Source organism: Anoxybacillus sp. FSL W8-0382, assembly GCF_038003845.1.
Lineage (GTDB): Bacteria > Bacillota > Bacilli > Bacillales > Anoxybacillaceae > Anoxybacillus > Anoxybacillus flavithermus_G.
The window spans coordinates 12,501-30,000 of the sequence record NZ_JBBOPX010000001.1 but is presented as its reverse complement, the minus strand read 5'-3'; the positions used below and the strand labels follow the sequence as shown (position 1 = coordinate 30,000).

Here is a 17,500-nt window from a genome sequence, read left to right as displayed (position 1 = left end):
CGATCTCTTTTAATGTCAAGCCGTTTGTGATATAATCCTGCATGGGCTCCACTCCTTTCTTTGGTTGTATTTTTTTCGCACTTACTACCTTACCAGGAGGAGAGCCCGTTTTTCATCTATTTTGCTTACATATCTGACAGGTTCCTTATTATACCAAATCAGGAACCTGTCTTTTTTTCTCCCACAAACATTTTACTCATACATAAACGGATATGTCCGTTTATGAAATGACATATTGTTGAAGGAAAATGAGTGCTACAACACCAGGAATACCTAGAAATCCGGTAACTGCTACTGTAAACAAATTAATCGGCAGATGAATACCTAATACACCACCAACAACATTAATTAAAAAAATAAATAAAGCCCCGATCACTAAACGAGCAATTCCTTCTCCAATGAATCGAGTCAAGCGTATCGGAATACCAATAAGCAAAATAATAACAATTAAACTAACGATCGACACAATGACAACAGTTTCATTCATCATTTTCTCCCCTTCAAGCTGTTTTATTTTTAAATATATGCCCACCTCTTTTCTATATGACAAGCCCATACGAAAGGGAAGGGGAATCATCCCTTCCCAATTGTCACTTTTCTCTTTTTTGCTTCTCGAAGGAGAAATAAATATTTTGCTTCAGCAATTTTTAAATCGAAGATGATTTTGTCGGATGGTTCGACACTTTTTTCTATTAATTGTTTTTTTTCCATCCAATCATCACGATAACGTTGCAAACGTTCAATCAGCTGATCGTTAAATTGTTTGCGTAGCCACCCCTTTTTCTTCCAAAACACTACAATTCCCTTCTTCCTTCAAGAGCTTTAGATAACGTCACTTCGTCCGCATACTCCAAATCGCCACCAACCGGTAGCCCGTGAGCAATGCGCGTAATTTTTACACCTGTTGGTTTTAACAAGCGTGAAATATACATAGCGGTTGCTTCACCTTCGATGTTTGGATTCGTAGCTAAAATTACTTCTTGAACCGTTTCATCTTGAAGACGTCTAAGCAATTCAGCAATTTTAATATCTTCCGGACCAATTCCTTCCATTGGTGAAATTGCCCCATGTAACACATGATATAGCCCGTTATATTCTTTCATTTTTTCCATAGCAATAACGTCTTTCGGATCTTGAACGACACAAATGATGGAACGATCACGCTTATCATCTTCGCAAATATAACAAGGATCTTTATCCGTAATATGACCACATGATGAGCAATATGTTAAATTTCTTTTCGCATTGACAAGCGCTTTTGCGAAATCTAGTACTACATCTTCTTTCATGTTTAATACAAAAAACGCCAGACGGACGGCCGTTTTCGGTCCGATGCCTGGCAATTTCATAAAACTGTCGATTAGCTTCGATATCGGCTCTGGATAATACATACGAACCCCCTAGAATAATCCCGGTATGTTCAATCCTTTTGTAAACTGCCCCATTGTTTCTGCTGTTAACTCATCTACCTTTTTCAACGCATCATTCGTTGCTGCAAGCACTAAATCTTGCAACATGTCGATATCTTCTGGATCAACAACTTCCTCTTTAATTCTCACTTCTAAAATTTGTTTATGACCGTTCGCGACAACAGTGACCATTCCGCCTCCTGCTGTTCCTTCAACCGTTTTTTCTGCTAACTCTGCTTGCGCTTTCTCCATATCTTTTTGCATTTTTTGCATTTGCTTCATCATTTTTTGCATATTTCCCATTCCACGCATCATTGTCATCATTCCTCCATTATTCTTTAATTTCAATTAAGTGTTCACCAAACCATTTTTTTGCTTCTGCAATAAATGGATCTTCCTGTTCATGATGTTCGTCTTCATTTGTTTGCTGCCGAATAAACTGCTCGCGAATTTGAAGCCATTCGCTTTCTGGAACAGGGATCGTATCGAGTTTTTTCCCTGTTAATTCAAATAATACTTGCTCTAAATTATCTTTGACGTAGTTACTATTATCAGCAACCATCTTACAGTGAATTTCATATTTAAATTTTAGCACGAAAGCTGTGCTACTTGCTGCTACAGGTTCACTTTCTTGTAATAATGCTGCATGGGACACTTTGTTTTGCTTCTTCAGCAAATCAAGCACATGCCCCCAATTCCCTTTAACAAGAGATAAGTGCTGATGCGTCGCTTGGCGAAGCACTTCATGAATGCGTCCTATCGGTATTTTATAGTCTGTGCGAATATTTTTCACCGTTTTTTTCACCGGTTCACTAACTTCCGAAGCAGCAGGCTTCACACCTGCTTCTTTTAGTTTCTCCAATTGTTGCTCAAGCTGTTTTACCTTCTCCTCTAAATCTAGGGAGGAAGTAGATTTTATCGCATGCTCCTCTTCATAACAAAGTTTTACGATCGTGACTTCCATATGAATACGTGGATGATTTGTCAAACGCATATCGTGTTGGCTTTTGCTTAACAAATCGATCGCTTCATATATGAACGATGTCGGAATCATGTCAGAAAGCTCTCGAAATCGCTCATCAACAAGCACACGATGCGTCACATCCTCAAGCTGTGGCGCTGCTTTATATAAAAGCATATCTCGGTAATAATAAATTAAATCTTCGACGAGACGGTTCGGATCTTTCCCTTGTTCCATTAAATCTTGAAAAAGGCGTAACGCCTCAACCGTCTTCTTTTCATACATCGCGTAAATTAAATCAGCAATTTTCCGCTGTGAGACAGCGCCTGTAACCGCTAACACATCTTCAAGCAACACCCGGTCATCACTAAAAGAAATGGCTTGATCAAGCAAGCTTAACGCATCACGCATTCCACCATCAGCAGCACGCGCAATTGCAAACAATGCTTCTTCCTCTACATCTATACCTTCTTCAGCAACAACCGTTTTTAAACGTGAAACGATGGATTTGAGCTCAATGCGCCGAAAATCAAACCGCTGACATCGAGAAACGATCGTTAACGGAATTTTGTGAGGCTCTGTTGTCGCTAAAATAAAAATGACATGTTTCGGTGGTTCCTCCAATGTCTTTAATAATGCATTAAACGCCCCGATGGACAACATATGCACTTCATCGATAATATACACTTTATAAGGTGCTGAGGTTGGAGCAAATTTCACCTTATCGCGAATATCACGAATTTCATCTACTCCGTTATTTGATGCTGCGTCAATCTCTAACACATCTGAAATCGAACCGTTCATAATGCCTAAACAAGTCGGACATTCGTTGCATGGCTCTGCTGTTGGACGATGCTCGCAGTTTACCGCTTTAGCGAAAATTTTAGCTATACTTGTTTTTCCTGTCCCACGTGGACCAGAAAATAAATATGCATGTGAAATCTTTTGTTGAAGCAGGGCATTTTGCAACGTTTTTGTGACGTGTTCTTGACCGACAACATCTTTGAAGCTTTGTGGCCGAAAAACACGATATAAAGCTCTATAACTCACGAAACTGCCCTCCTCTTTGTCCTCGTATCCCATTTATTATATCATTAAAAAACGTATGAAAAAAGCACTTGCCTCCTAGGCAAGTGCTTTCGATCCCATTTATGTAAATTGCCGTGCACCTTCTGTCGACTAGCTGCCATAAACGTTACTAGAGTAGTTAGCTCGGTTCAGGCACCCCTGCGGCACATGGGATTGTCCGCTTACTGCTGCTTCCTTCCGGACCTGACAGGGTTCACGGATTCCCATTGCGCAGGACCCAAACGTCAACACCACTTACTCTAGGCAGACTCTACAGCAAACTAGCCTAAAGAAGGAATTCAGCCTCGCTAGAGCGGATTGCGAGTACAGGGCACCGCTACCTCCCCGCTTAGCACGGCAATGCGTTATCTCTAACGCAAGTATAAGTATATCTCTTTTTCATCCAAATTGCAACGACTACACAATGGAAGTTTGAGTCAAGACTTTGTGGGAGATTTTTTTCTCGACCGATTTTTTTGGTTATATATGGTTTTATAAAATCGTTATATGTAAGCGCTTTTACTTACTCTCATCCTGTAGGTATGTGCGTTTTCTCTCGTTTTAAAAACCTTTCAATGCTTGCAATGCCTCGTAAATCGGTGTCCCTGAAGATTGGCGAAGGTATGGGATGTTATCTCGTACCACTTCTGTCATTTGCGTTTGCACGCGCTTCAGTGCCTTTTTCACGATCGTTTCTCGTTTCGTTTCTTCTCGTTCTTCCACGCCATACATCACTCCATCGCGTGTCCGAATGAGTAACGTATCTTTTATCGCGACGATCGCTCGCAACATCGCTTCAATCCCTGCATCCCTCCAACTTCGACCGTTTTTACTTCGTTTCGCAAACACATGCATCGTTCCTTCCGCACTCCCCATCGCCCTCATGTTTGTCGTGTCAATCCCTTTTTCCTTCAACCATACGCGATAGTCACGTAAACATCCTGGTATCTCCTCGATTCGACGAACAAGCGCCTCGAGTTGCTTTTCCTTCTCCTCATGTTCTAACGTACCGATGGCACTTGTGAGTTCTCGTAACACACCTTCTTCATCCCATGATGCTAACTTCTTTCGAATCACCCGATATCTCGCATGACCTCGGAACAATTGACGAATCTCTCTTGCCACATGGAACCGATCAAGCTGAAAGTACCCCCTGTCCCCGAAATATTCTCGACACGCTGTAATCCATGGGGCTCCATCTCCATTGATGACCACCCAATCCTCAAACGGATCATAGCTGTATTCCTTCATCAGAAAATTCTCTACAGCTTCCCAAATCGGTTCATTCGTTTGATGAACCATATACCGTCGATTCACTAAGGATACGCGTTTCCCGTTTTTCTCCCATCCTTGGTGAATCGTGATGATCTTTTCTTCTTTTCCTTTGATGCGGCTTCGTTGACGTTTCACGTACAACCCGTCTGCTTCGATAAAAAACACGCGCCCTTTTTTCTCCATCGCACGGTGCCCTTCCACCTCTGCCTCGATGATGGACTGGCGAATCGTTTCGTGACTCATACATGCATACCCCACCAGCTTTTCAAGCGACTGCGCAGCCTGTCGATACGAAGAACCCGTCACGGCGAGATGAATCGCTGTCTCCTCTAATAGCGGACTCACTCCATGCGCCCCATCGAACTGGAGAAAGACATCGAGTAAAGACGTATACACCTTTTTTTCACGGTCAAAGTAGTAGTTTCGCTTCACTTCCACCTCTCCAAATAGCGTTTGGAGTCGGATCGTCCGCTTATCTTTGAGCGCATATCGTTTCTTGTCCCGCTGTTCTGCCAATGTGCGGTCGATCTCCTCCAACACCTGTTGAAGGAGATGACCATATTGTTTTTGCATATGTCTAAATAAAGACTGTTCGATCTCTTTTAATGTCAAGCCGTTTGTGATATAATCCTGCATGGGCTCCACTCCTTTCTTTGGTTGTATTTTTTTTTCACACTTACTACCTTACCAGGAGGAGAGCCCGTTTTTCATCTATTTTGCTTACATATCTGACAGGTTCCTTATTATACCAAATCAGGAACCTGTCTTTTTTTCTCCCACAAACATTTTACTCATACACAATGGAATTTAATTGGAATTACATCTATTTTTTCTCTTTTTTTTGCTGACGCAAACGTCGAAAAAACTGACTCAATAGGTCGCCACATTGTTCAGCTAATACCCCGCTAACAACCTCCGATTGGTGATTAAATCTCGATTCTTGTAATAAATTCATTAATGTCCCTGCACATCCCCCTTTCGGATCGCTTGCCCCAAATACAACGCGTTTGATCCGAGACAGAACAATTGCCCCAGCGCACATGGCACAAGGTTCTAACGTCACATACAACGTTGCTTGTTCTAGTCGCCACGTGCCTAGTTTTCGACATGCTTCATCAATGGCCAAAAGCTCCGCATGAGCAATCGAGCGTTGATCCCGTTCGCGCAAATTATGGGCTCGCGCAATCACTTGGTCGTTATATACAATAACAGCACCGATAGGCACTTCTCCTATTTTTTCTGCTTTCTTTGCTTCTTCGATCGCTAAATGCATGTAATACTCATCATTTCTCATCTTTTGAAACTCCCGTACCTTTTTATCATCTATAAAGTATATCAAAACAAAAAAGCAACATACATACTAATCATTTTATGTTAAAATAAATTTTGTCTGTCTACACAGACGGTTTCACCCGAAGGAGGTTACACAATGTCCCGCGTGCCCTTTATTACTGTGGAAGGCCCAATTGGTGTTGGAAAAACATCATTAGCTAAGGTCATCTCAACCCATTTTCAATATGAGCTATTAAAAGAAATTGTTGATGAAAATCCTTTTTTAGGTAAATTTTATGAAAACATCGAAGAATGGAGTTTCCAAACAGAGATGTTTTTTCTATGTAATCGCTATAAACAGCTAGAAGATGTCGAAAAAAAGTTTTTAAACAATGGGAAACCGGTTGTAGCTGACTACCATATTTTCAAAAACTTAATCTTTGCTAAGCAAACGTTAAAAGGAAAACAGTACGAAAAGTATGTACGAATTTATGACATTTTAACAAGCGATATGCCAAAACCAAACGTTGTTATTTATTTGCATGCTTCATTACACACGTTGTTAGAGCGTATTGCTATGCGGGGTCGCGAATTTGAAAAAAACATTGATCCGAACTATTTACAACAACTATCTCATGCTTATGAACAAGCAATAGAACAATTTGAACAAGACCACCCCCACATTTCTGTATTGCGATTTAATGGAGATGAACTCGACTTCGTTCATAATGACAAAGATCGATTTTATATTTTAAATGAACTGCAATCTGTTCTCAAAAGGAGCTTAGAACAATGAACTTACGAGAAAAATATCATATCCCAAGCGATGCTGTCATTACCATTGCTGGAACGGTCGGTGTCGGAAAATCAACGATGACAAAAGCGTTAGCTGATGCGCTTCAATTTCGCACTTCTTTTGAAAAAGTAGATACAAATCCTTATTTAGATAAATTTTACGCTGATTTTAAACGTTGGAGCTTTCACCTTCAAATTTACTTTCTCGCTGAACGATTCAAAGAACAAAAGCGTATTTTTGAATACGGAGGAGGATTTGTCCAAGATCGCTCCATTTACGAAGATACAGGTATTTTTGCAAAGATGCATTTCGAAAAAGGAACGATGTCGAAAGTTGACTACGAGACGTATACGAGTTTATTTGAAGCAATGGTCATGACTCCGTATTTCCCTCATCCTGATCTGCTTATTTACTTAGAAGGAAGTTTTGAGGAAATTATTAAACGCATTCGTGAGCGCGGTCGTCCAATGGAACAGCAGACACCAACCGAATATTGGAAAGAAATGTATGAAAGATATGAGAGATGGATCAATAGCTTTAACGCTTGTCCTGTTTTGCGTATTAACATTAATGAATATGACATTATTCGCGATGCCGAATCGATCGAGCCGATCGTTGCAAAAATTGGATACATGATTGAACAGTATCGCAAGTTAAAAAAATAAGGATGTTCCCAGTTGTTTTTGGGACATCCTTTCATTTTTTCACATAAAACAAAAATTCGTTACGATATGTAACGAATTATCCGATAAACAATCTCCATTTTATGCGCTGTGGTTTATGGATATTCGAATAATGGCGGAGGAGGAGGGATTCGAACCCCCGCGCGCCTTTCGACGCCTCTCGGTTTTCAAGACCGACCCCTTCAGCCAGACTTGGGTACTCCTCCGTATCGACATGTATTAAATTATCATAACCATCACGACATGTCAACACTTTTTATAAAGAAAAGGGGGGCAAACTTTCTCCCCCTATGAAATAACTTCTTTTCCTCCCATGTATGGTCGAAGTACTTCTGGAATAACTACCGTTCCATCTTCCTGTTGGTAATTTTCTAAAATCGCTGCAACAGTTCGTCCGATGGCTAAACCAGATCCGTTTAGCGTATGCACATGTTCTGGCTTCGCCTTTGGATCACGACGGAAACGAATATTTGCGCGGCGAGCTTGAAACGCTTCAAAATTGCTGCAAGAAGAAATTTCACGGTATGTGCCGTAGCTTGGTAACCATACTTCAATGTCATATTTTTTTGCTGCAGTAAAACCTAAATCAGCTGTACACATGCTCATTACACGATATGGCAGACCTAATAGTTGTAAAACACGCTCTGCATCATTCGTTAACTTTTCAAGTTCTTCATAAGAATCTTCTGGTTTTACAAATTTCACAAGCTCTACCTTATTGAACTGATGTTGACGAATTAATCCGCGTGTATCTCTTCCTGCTGATCCCGCTTCCGAACGGAAACATGCACTATATGCAACATATTTAATCGGCAAATCATCTGCTGATAAAATTTCATCGCGATGTAAGTTTGTCACAGGAACTTCTGCTGTTGGAATTAAAAAGTAGTCTTCACTTTCAATACGAAACGCATCTTCTTCAAACTTTGGAAGTTGCCCCGTTCCCGTCATGCTTGTCCGATTAACGATGTATGGCGGGAGAACTTCTTCATATCCATGTTGTTCAACATGTAAATCTAACATAAAGTTAATTAACGCACGTTCTAAGCGCGCTCCAAGACCTTTATAAAACACAAATCGGCTTCCTGTCACCTTTGCTGCTCGTTCAAAATCTAAAATACCAAGTTGATCAGCAATTTCCCAATGTGGTTTCGGTTCAAAAGAAAATGAACGTGGTTCACCCCATTTGCGAATTTCCACATTGTCGTCTTCTGATTCACCAATCGGAACAGATTCATGTGGAATGTTTGGAATGGATAAAAGCAATGTTTCAAGCTGTTGTTCTACTTCGCGCAATTCATCATCAAGTACTTTAATTCGATCACCAACCTGGCGCATTTCAGCAATGAGATGATCCGCGTCTTTTTTCTCGCGTTTTAATAAAGCAATTTGTTGTGACACATCATTGCGCTTATTTTTTAATTCCTCCGCTTGTGCAATCAACTCACGACGACGGCGATCGAGCTGCTCGAATCGTTCAAAATCAGTTAAGTCTTCACCACGATGTTGAAGTTTTTGTTTTACTTCTTCAAAATTGGCACGTAAAAATCGTAAGTCTAACATCGCAATTCCTCCTTTACATTTGTTTAGTAAATAAAAAACTCCCGTCCCAGAAGAAAGGGACGAGAGTATTCCCGCGTTGCCACCCTAGTTGAAGACATATGTCTTCCACTCGAGAAATATAACGGTTCTCACCGGAAATGCTTACTAACTGGACGTGTTCAGCATTTCGCTCCAGGATGGATTCACAAGTCATTCCTGCCGATTCACACCAACCATCGGCTCTCTGAAAGGAAGAGGGCTTGCTACTAGTTCCTGTCATCGCTTTTTCTTCATATCATTTTCTTGGAAATAATGTACTATAAGTTTAAACAAAATGCAACCCGTTTATTCTTTTGTCTCTTTCACCATGTTGATAAAGTATTGCGTCATACGATGGTCGTCTGTTAATTCTGGATGAAACGAACATCCTAAAAATTGTCCTTGTCTTGCCGCGACAATGCGATCCTCATATGTCGCAAGCACATCAACATCGGCTCCTACAGATACAATGTGCGGAGCTCGAATAAATACACCAATAAAGTCATCCGCGACTCCTTTAATAGATAAAGATGCTTCAAAGCTTTCACGCTGGCGACCGAACGAGTTGCGTTCAACCGTAATATCCATTAAACCGAGATGCGGCTCATCGTAACCAACAATTTTTTTCGCTAAAATGATTAAGCCTGCACACGTTCCAAACATCGGCTTCCCTTCGCCTGCGAATTGCTTCAGCGGTTCAATAAAGCCGTATTTATCCATCAAACGACGCATCGTCGTACTTTCCCCACCTGGAATGATAAGGCCATCAATCTGTGTCAATTGCTCGACCTTTTTAATCACTACCGCTTCTGCACCACACGCTTCAATCGACCGTACATGTTCACGTACGGCCCCTTGCAATCCTAATACTCCTATTTTCACCATATTCATTGCTCCTTTACATTACCATCCGCGTTCTTGCATCCGTTGTTCAGGAAGCAACGAAGAAATATCAATCCCTTTCATCGCTCCACCTAATCCTTTTGATAAGTGGGCAATTAATTCGTAATCTTCATAATGAGTTGTCGCCTCTACGATAGCACGTGCATATTTTTCAGGGTTTTCTGATTTGAAAATACCAGAACCAACAAATACACCATCAGCACCTAAATGCATCATTAATGCTGCATCCGCTGGTGTCGCAACACCACCTGCTGCAAAGTTAACGACAGGAAGACGACCAAGACGTTTAATTTCTAACAACACTTCAAACGGTGCACCTAAATTTTTCGCTTCCGTCATTAATTCATCTTCACTCATGCTGACGACTTTACGCACTTGCGCGTTTACTTTACGCATATGGCGAACAGCTTCAACAATATTTCCTGTGCCCGGTTCGCCTTTTGTACGAAGCATCGATGCTCCTTCAGCGATACGACGAGCTGCTTCACCTAAATCACGGCAGCCACATACAAACGGCACAGTAAATTGACGTTTATCAATATGAAATTCTTCGTCTGCTGGCGTTAATACTTCACTCTCATCAATATAGTCTACGCCGAGCGCCTCTAATACACGCGCTTCCACATAGTGGCCGATACGCGCCTTCGCCATTACCGGAATAGATACTGCTTTCATCACTTCTTCAATAACTGTCGGATCAGCCATGCGGGCAACACCACCAGCTGCACGAATATCAGCTGGAACGCGCTCAAGAGCCATCACTGCAACAGCACCTGCTGCTTCTGCGATTTTCGCTTGTTCTGCATTCACGACGTCCATAATGACGCCACCTTTTTGCATTTCCGCCATTCCGCGTTTTACACGTTCTGTACCTGTAACCGCCACCGTTCATTCCTCCCATTATGTATATCGTTATTGTGATATTGTACTGAAAAATCAGTTTAACGACAACTATTCATTACTTCAGTACACTATCCATATTCTAGCATACGTTTTTACTAGGTAAAAGTGTAGAAACACTAGCTACATTTTTTTATTTTAACTCAATTTTTCAAAAAATCATAATAAAAATTTTAAAGCCCTCCAAAAAGAGAGCTTTAAAATAACCCTTTGATTGCATTTGAAGCACCACTCCAAATATCGCTAAACAGTTCACCAATGGCGCGCAGCGCTAAAATAAAGCCATTTGCTTTCTCTACAGCTCGCTTTGTTACGATGTCAACTTGTGCTGCTTTTTCCCCTCCTTTCGTTAAATAGCCGTAGTCTGTTCCTTCATATTTCACGTACATATATCCTACTTTTTGACCTTTTTTCACAGGGGCTGTTAACGTTTCTTTTTCAATAACAACAACAGGTTTATATTTTTTCTCTTCCCCGCGTTTAATAACAAGCGATAGTGGTTGTTTTGTCGCGATCGCAACTTCTTTTTCTTTCCCTTTTTTTACGATGACTGTTTTATGTTTTTTCGTCGTATAGCCTTTTGGATACAACTTTTGCACAGTATAGTTGCTAAACGCATAGTCTAACATTTTTCTCGTCTGTTCAAAACGTGATAAATATGTACCCTTACCATTCGTTTTTGCATTCATCACAACGGTAATAAAGCGCATACCATTCCGCTCTGCTGTACCTGTAAAGCAATACCCTGCAAACTCTGTATATCCCGTTTTTATACCATCTACACCTTCATATGCTGCGATAAGTCCCGGAAGCATCCAGTTCCAGTTATCCATTTTAATTTGGTCATCTGTTCCTTCTCGGAAATACTTTCGGGGAATACTTGCCGTTTCTAAAATTTCCGGGAACTCGTGATATAAATGATATGCTAATGTCGCTACAGCACGAGCAGACATGACGTTTTCTTCGTTATCTCCACTACCTGCTGGGTGCAATCCCCCTAAATCTTTGTTATTGAGTCCGGTTGCATTAACAAACTTGTAATCTTTTAATCCCAGCTCTTGCGCTTTTTCATTCATCATCTTCACAAAATTTGCTTCCGAACCACCAACAATTTCTGCGATTGCAACCGTCGCCCCGTTTGCCGAGTAAATCGCCATTGCTTCGTATAATTCACGTACTGTATATTTTCCATCTTTTCTTAACGGAACATTCGATAAATCGCGCTTTTGAGAAATTTGATATACATACTCACTTACTGCATATTCTTGATCCCATTTCACGCGCCCTTCATGAATGGCCTCTAGCAACAAATACTCCGTCATCATTTTTGTCATGCTAGCAATCCCTAAAACGGCATCAATATTTTTTTGGTATAAAATTTTTCCTGTTTCCGCTTCAACGAGAATAGCGGCATCTGCTTCAATATTGAGCACGTCTTCTTCCGCTTTTATATTTTGCGGTAACGTCGCCATAAATAAGAACATTGCTACAATGGAAATGATGAAGCTCTTGTACGATGTTTTCACGCTCAAACCCTCCAACTCTGTTTTACATAACCGTTATTTTAACATACTCTTGTAAAAAAAAATAGACAGAGGAATCTTCCACCTCTGCCTATGTATTTACTACATAAATGAATAGTTTGGCGCTTCTTTCGTAATTTGGACGTCATGTGGATGGCTTTCTCTTAGTCCTGCTCCAGTCATGCGCACAAATTGCGCTTTTTCTCGCAATTCTTCTAAATTTCTCGTTCCGCAATAGCCCATTCCTGCTCGCAATCCACCGACAAGTTGATAAATGGTATCAGCAAGCGGCCCCTTATAAGGTACTCTTCCTTCAATGCCTTCCGGAACAAATTTTTTATTATCTTCTTGGAAATAGCGGTCTTTACTTCCCTTTTCCATCGCTCCAACTGATCCCATACCGCGATATACTTTAAATCGTCTACCTTGATAAATTTCTGTTTCCCCCGGACTTTCAGATACACCTGCAAGCAAGCTTCCGAGCATAACCGCATGTCCACCAGCTGCTAAAGCCTTTACAATATCACCAGAATATTTAATTCCCCCATCAGCAATAATTGAAACACCATATTTCCTTGCTTCTGTTGCACAGTCATAAATGGCTGTAATTTGAGGAACACCGACACCTGCGACAACCCGTGTCGTACAAATTGATCCTGGACCGATACCGACTTTAATGATATTTGCTCCTGCTTCAATTAGATCTCTTGTCGCCTCTGCTGTCGCGACATTTCCAGCGATAATGTTCAATGTCGGGTAAGTGTCGCGAATTTTCCGTACCGTTTCAAGCACTCCTTTAGAATGACCGTGGGCTGTATCAACTACAATGACGTCAACGTTTGCTTCCACAAGCTTTTTCACGCGCAACATCGTATCTGATGTCACCCCAACAGCCGCCCCAACAAGAAGACGTCCTTTCGCGTCTTTTGCTGCATTTGGGAATTCAATGACTTTTTCAATATCTTTAATGGTAATAAGCCCTTTTAACACACCTTGATCGTCAACGAGAGGGAGTTTTTCAATTTTGTACTTTTGTAAAATTTTTTCTGCTTCTTCTAATGTTGTTCCAACAGGGGCAGTAATTAAATTTTCTTTTGTCATGACATCAGAAATTTTTATTGAGTAATCTTGAATGAAACGTAAATCACGATTTGTAATAATTCCAACAAGCTTTTGTTCTTCAGCATTGTTCACGATCGGAACGCCTGAAATACGATATTTACTCATTAAATGTTCCGCATCATATACTTGATGTTCGGGGGTTAAAAAGAACGGATCGGTAATTACCCCGCTTTCTGAACGCTTTACTTTATCGACTTGTTCCGCCTGTTGCTCAATCGACATGTTTTTATGGATAATTCCTAATCCTCCTTGGCGCGCCATCGCAATCGCCATTTCTGCCTCTGTCACCGTATCCATTCCCGCACTAATAATTGGGATGTTCAATTTCAATGTTTTACTTAGCTCAACCGTTAGATCGACATCACGTGGCAACACTTCTGACTTCGCCGGAATTAAAAGAACATCATCAAATGTCAATCCTTCTTTCGCAAATTTTGTTTCCCACATCGTTTTTCCCCCTCACTTTGGAAATATTAATTAGTAGAGTATCAACTTCGCTTTTTTCTGTCAAGAAAACATAAAAATGTTCGATAATTCAATCAATTAACTAAGGAGAGTACACGATGTGGGAAGTGTTTTATTCATCAAATTTTACACAACAGTTTTTACTTGATCGGTACAAACAAGAAGGAAGAGAAGACGCTGAAAAGAAAAGCTATGATAATTGTTATCCATTTATGTATTACTTGCAACACGGAAAAAAGTTTTACGACACCGCCCATGAAGCACCGCTAGCGATTAAGCCTGTTTTATTATTTTATGGAAATGTTCAACTTCTTAAAGCTTGTTTATTAACTATTCACGCTGACTATCCTGAAACATCGTCCGTTTTAGCGCATGGGGTATCAACAAGAAAAAGAAAGAAGCAAAACTATGATTTTTTTAAAGACGAAGTAAAAGTTCAAAAACATGGTTTGTTTACTTATTTTTCTGAAAAAATGTTTCATGTGAAACATGCATATGGAGAAAAGTTTTGTATGAAAGATCTGTTAGAACATATTGAGGAATTAACTCCTTTATTTGAGCTATATTTTAAACATGTAAACGAACGCAGCAAACATACCCATGAAGTCGTTGCCCACTATTTATTGCTTTATAATTTAAGCATGATTTGCCGTTATGAAACAGAATGGTGGTACGATCTCCTTCATAGTTATTCAAACGATGCGTATCCTTTTATTGTACAATTTTTAGAAGTAACCAAACATAAAATACCACTATATTTGTATCATTATTTATTAGATAGCAAAAAAGACCAAGACTAAATTGTCTTGGTCTAGTCTTTGCCCGGCAACGTCCTACTCTCGCAGGCGGTGTCCCGCCAACTACCATCGGCGCTGGAGAGCTTAACTTCCGTGTTCGGGATGGGAACGGGTGTGACCTCTCCGCCATCGTCACCGAGCAATATGTATTCCTTCAAAACTAGATAACAGAACAGTCGCCTTCGCTTTTTCCGTTCGACGTGCAAGCACGTCTTCGTCAAAAGCTCTCGGCTCCGTCGGACGTTTCCTTGGCTTCGCCAAGGACCGTTCTCAGCTTTTCTTGTGTGCTTAGTTAAATCCTCGATCGATTAGTATCCGTCAGCTGCACGTGTCGCCACGCTTCCACCTCGGACCTATCTACCTTGTCATCTTCAAGGGATCTTACTCGCTTGACGCGATGGGAAATCTCATCTTGAGGGGGGCTTCACGCTTAGATGCTTTCAGCGCTTATCCCTTCCGCACATAGCTACCCAGCTGTGCTCCTGGCGGAACAACTGGTACACCAGCGGTGCGTCCATCCCGGTCCTCTCGTACTAAGGACAGCTCCTCTCAAATTTCCTACGCCCGCGACGGATAGGGACCGAACTGTCTCACGACGTTCTGAACCCAGCTCGCGTACCGCTTTAATGGGCGAACAGCCCAACCCTTGGGACCGACTACAGCCCCAGGATGCGATGAGCCGACATCGAGGTGCCAAACCTCCCCGTCGATGTGGACTCTTGGGGGAGATAAGCCTGTTATCCCCGGGGTAGCTTTTATCCGTTGAGCGATGGCCCTTCCATTCGGAACCACCGGATCACTAAGCCCGACTTTCGTCCCTGCTCGACTTGTAGGTCTCGCAGTCAAGCTCCCTTCTGCCTTTACACTCTTCGAATGATTTCCAACCATTCTGAGGGAACCTTTGGGCGCCTCCGTTACGCTTTGGGAGGCGACCGCCCCAGTCAAACTGCCCACCTGACACTGTCTCCCACCCCGATCAGGGGTGCGGGTTAGAATCTCAGTACGACAAGGGTGGTATCCCAACGGCGACTCCACCTAGACTGGCGTCCAGGCTTCTCAGTCTCCCACCTATGCTGTACATGTCGCACCAACATTCAATATCAGGCTGCAGTAAAGCTCCACGGGGTCTTTCCGTCCTGTCGCGGGTAACCTGCATCTTCACAGGTACTATGATTTCACCGGGTCTCTCGTTGAGACAGTGCCCAAGTCGTTACACCTTTCGTGCGGGTCGGAACTTACCCGACAAGGAATTTCGCTACCTTAGGACCGTTATAGTTACGGCCGCCGTTTACTGGGGCTTCGGTTCGCACCTTCGCTTGCGCTAAGCGCTCCCCTTAACCTTCCAGCACCGGGCAGGTGTCAGCCCCTATACTTCGCCTTACGGCTTCGCAGAGACCTGTGTTTTTGATAAACAGTCGCTTGGGCCTTTTCACTGCGGCTCCCCTGGGCTATTCACCCGAGGGAGCACCCCTTCTCCCGAAGTTACGGGGTCATTTTGCCGAGTTCCTTAACGAGAGTTCTCCCGCGCACCTTAGGATTCTCTCCTCGCCTACCTGTGTCGGTTTGCGGTACGGGCACCTCTCACCTCGCTAGAGGCTTTTCTTGGCAGTGTGGAATCAGGCACTTCGGTACTTTATTTCCCTCGCCATCACAGCTCAGCCTACTCAAGCGGATTTGCCTACTTGAGGCGCCTAACTGCTTGGACGCGCACAACCAGTCGCGCGCTGACCCTATCCTCCTGCGTCCCCCCATTGCTCAAACGGTGAGGAGGTGGTACAGGAATATCAACCTGTTGTCCATCGCCTACGCCTTTCGGCCTCGGCTTAGGTCCCGACTAACCCTGAGCGGACGAGCCTTCCTCAGGAAACCTTAGGCTTTCGGTGCAGAGGATTCTCACCTCTGTTTTCGCTACTCACACCGGCATTCTCACTTCTAAGCGCTCCACTAGTCCTTCCGGTCTAGCTTCGACGCCCTTAGAACGCTCCCCTACCGACGACGTAAGTCGTCCCACAGCTTCGGTGGTACGTTTAGCCCCGGTACATTTTCGGCGCAGAGTCACTCGACCAGTGAGCTATTACGCACTCTTTAAATGGTGGCTGCTTCTAAGCCAACATCCTGGTTGTCTAAGCAACTCCACATCCTTTTCCACTTAACGTACACTTTGGGACCTTAGCTGGTGATCTGGGCTGTTTCCCTCTTGACCACGGATCTTATCACTCGTAGTCTGACTCCCGAGCATAAGTCATTGGCATTCGGAGTTTGACTGAGTTCGGTAACCCGATGAGGGCCCCTAGCCCAATCAGTGCTCTACCTCCAAGACTCTCAACTCGAGGCTAGCCCTAAAGCTATTTCGGGGAGAACCAGCTATCTCCAAGTTCGATTGGCATTTCACCCCTACCCACACCTCATCCCCGCACTTTTCAACGTGCGTGGGTTCGGGCCTCCAGTAGGTATTACCCTACCTTCACCCTGGACATGGGTAGATCACCTGGTTTCGGGTCTACGACCTCGTACTATACGCCCTATTCAGACTCGCTTTCGCTGCGGCTCCGTCTTTTCGACTTAACCTCGCACGAGATCGTAACTCGCCGGTTCATTCTACAAAAGGCACGCCATCACCCATAAACGGGCTCTGACTACTTGTAGGCACACGGTTTCAGGTTCTCTTTCACTCCCCTCCCGGGGTGCTTTTCACCTTTCCCTCACGGTACTGGTTCACTATCGGTCACTAGGGAGTATTTAGCC

The 17,500-nt window shown here is 42.7% G+C and carries 16 protein-coding genes, 1 tRNA gene, 2 rRNA genes, 1 other RNA gene and 1 other annotated feature (2 of these 21 only partly in view); of the genes, 3 read left to right on the top strand and 17 right to left on the bottom strand.

Annotation, left to right across the window (positions count from 1 at the left end):
- The 9 genes from NSS60_RS00150 to tadA all read right to left on the bottom strand — a co-directional run.
- Positions 1-43 carry the 5' portion of an ISLre2 family transposase gene (locus tag NSS60_RS00150; RefSeq protein ID WP_075039588.1) on the bottom strand. 1,307 nt of this gene lie to the left of the window's left edge, so the window shows 43 of its 1,350 coding nt (coding positions 1-43); its start codon is at positions 41-43; the stop codon falls past the left edge of the window.
- A 177-nt stretch (positions 44-220) separates the two neighbouring features.
- The gene (locus NSS60_RS00145; RefSeq protein WP_035018392.1) at positions 221-487 is read right to left on the bottom strand and encodes a pro-sigmaK processing inhibitor BofA family protein; all 267 of its coding nucleotides are present in this window, start codon (positions 485-487) and stop codon (positions 221-223) included.
- A gap of 86 nt (positions 488-573) precedes the next feature.
- Positions 574-795, bottom strand: a complete 222-nt coding sequence (locus NSS60_RS00140; RefSeq protein ID WP_004888495.1) for a YaaL family protein — start codon at positions 793-795, stop codon at positions 574-576.
- Positions 795-1,391, bottom strand: coding sequence for a recombination mediator RecR (gene recR, locus NSS60_RS00135; RefSeq protein WP_004888493.1), 597 nt, complete (start codon positions 1,389-1,391; stop codon positions 795-797). The genes NSS60_RS00140 and recR overlap by 1 nt, the downstream gene beginning before the upstream one ends.
- A gap of 9 nt (positions 1,392-1,400) precedes the next feature.
- Positions 1,401-1,724 carry a YbaB/EbfC family nucleoid-associated protein gene (locus NSS60_RS00130; protein ID WP_035018391.1) on the bottom strand — a complete coding sequence of 108 codons (324 nt, stop codon included), beginning with the start codon at positions 1,722-1,724 and terminating at the stop codon, positions 1,401-1,403.
- Between the two features lie 16 nt (positions 1,725-1,740).
- On the bottom strand, positions 1,741-3,420 hold the full coding sequence (gene dnaX / locus NSS60_RS00125) for a DNA polymerase III subunit gamma/tau (RefSeq protein ID WP_004888489.1): 1,680 nt from the start codon (positions 3,418-3,420) through the stop codon (positions 1,741-1,743).
- Between the two features lie 111 nt (positions 3,421-3,531).
- Positions 3,532-3,796, bottom strand: an RNA gene (gene ffs / locus NSS60_RS00120) — signal recognition particle sRNA large type.
- A gap of 203 nt (positions 3,797-3,999) precedes the next feature.
- Positions 4,000-5,349, bottom strand: a complete 1,350-nt coding sequence (locus NSS60_RS00115) for an ISLre2 family transposase (protein ID WP_075039588.1) — start codon at positions 5,347-5,349, stop codon at positions 4,000-4,002.
- Between the two features lie 187 nt (positions 5,350-5,536).
- Positions 5,537-6,007, bottom strand: a complete 471-nt coding sequence (gene tadA, locus NSS60_RS00110) for a tRNA adenosine(34) deaminase TadA (RefSeq protein WP_004888488.1) — start codon at positions 6,005-6,007, stop codon at positions 5,537-5,539.
- 135 nt (positions 6,008-6,142) lie between these two features.
- Between tadA and NSS60_RS00105 the strand changes: the two genes are divergently transcribed.
- Both NSS60_RS00105 and NSS60_RS00100 read left to right on the top strand, forming a co-directional pair.
- A complete protein-coding gene (locus tag NSS60_RS00105; protein WP_004888485.1) occupies positions 6,143-6,781 on the top strand; it encodes a deoxynucleoside kinase in 639 nt (212 codons plus the stop codon).
- A complete protein-coding gene (locus NSS60_RS00100; RefSeq protein WP_064214272.1) occupies positions 6,778-7,446 on the top strand; it encodes a deoxynucleoside kinase in 669 nt (222 codons plus the stop codon). Before NSS60_RS00105 ends, NSS60_RS00100 begins: the two co-directional genes overlap by 4 nt.
- Positions 7,447-7,577: 131 nt before the next feature.
- Here NSS60_RS00100 and NSS60_RS00095 read toward each other — a convergent pair.
- The 6 genes from NSS60_RS00095 to guaB form a co-directional block, all read right to left on the bottom strand.
- Positions 7,578-7,670, bottom strand: a tRNA-Ser gene (locus NSS60_RS00095).
- An 82-nt stretch (positions 7,671-7,752) separates the two neighbouring features.
- Positions 7,753-9,027: a serine--tRNA ligase gene (gene serS, locus NSS60_RS00090; protein ID WP_004888482.1), complete on the bottom strand. Its 1,275-nt coding sequence runs from the start codon at positions 9,025-9,027 to the stop codon at positions 7,753-7,755.
- Positions 9,028-9,079: 52 nt separating this feature from the next.
- Positions 9,080-9,295: a binding site (T-box leader), on the bottom strand.
- Between the two features lie 56 nt (positions 9,296-9,351).
- A complete protein-coding gene (gene pdxT, locus NSS60_RS00085) occupies positions 9,352-9,930 on the bottom strand; it encodes a pyridoxal 5'-phosphate synthase glutaminase subunit PdxT (protein WP_064220485.1) in 579 nt (192 codons plus the stop codon).
- Between the two features lie 18 nt (positions 9,931-9,948).
- Positions 9,949-10,833 (bottom strand): pyridoxal 5'-phosphate synthase lyase subunit PdxS, encoded by an 885-nt coding sequence (pdxS, locus tag NSS60_RS00080; RefSeq protein ID WP_004888477.1) that lies wholly within the window; start codon positions 10,831-10,833, stop codon positions 9,949-9,951.
- A gap of 212 nt (positions 10,834-11,045) precedes the next feature.
- Positions 11,046-12,332, bottom strand: coding sequence for a D-alanyl-D-alanine carboxypeptidase family protein (locus tag NSS60_RS00075; protein ID WP_445290613.1), 1,287 nt, complete (start codon positions 12,330-12,332; stop codon positions 11,046-11,048).
- A 141-nt stretch (positions 12,333-12,473) separates the two neighbouring features.
- The gene (gene guaB / locus NSS60_RS00070) at positions 12,474-13,940 is read right to left on the bottom strand and encodes an IMP dehydrogenase (RefSeq protein ID WP_004888472.1); all 1,467 of its coding nucleotides are present in this window, start codon (positions 13,938-13,940) and stop codon (positions 12,474-12,476) included.
- Positions 13,941-14,056: 116 nt separating this feature from the next.
- Between guaB and NSS60_RS00065 the strand changes: the two genes are divergently transcribed.
- Entirely contained in the window at positions 14,057-14,758 is a 702-nt protein-coding gene (locus tag NSS60_RS00065) for a YaaC family protein (RefSeq protein ID WP_004888469.1), read from the top strand.
- A gap of 20 nt (positions 14,759-14,778) precedes the next feature.
- Here NSS60_RS00065 and rrf read toward each other — a convergent pair.
- Positions 14,779-14,895, bottom strand: a 5S ribosomal RNA gene (gene rrf, locus NSS60_RS00060).
- A 148-nt stretch (positions 14,896-15,043) separates the two neighbouring features.
- A 23S ribosomal RNA gene (locus NSS60_RS00055) occupies positions 15,044-17,500 on the bottom strand (it continues 469 nt past the right edge of the window).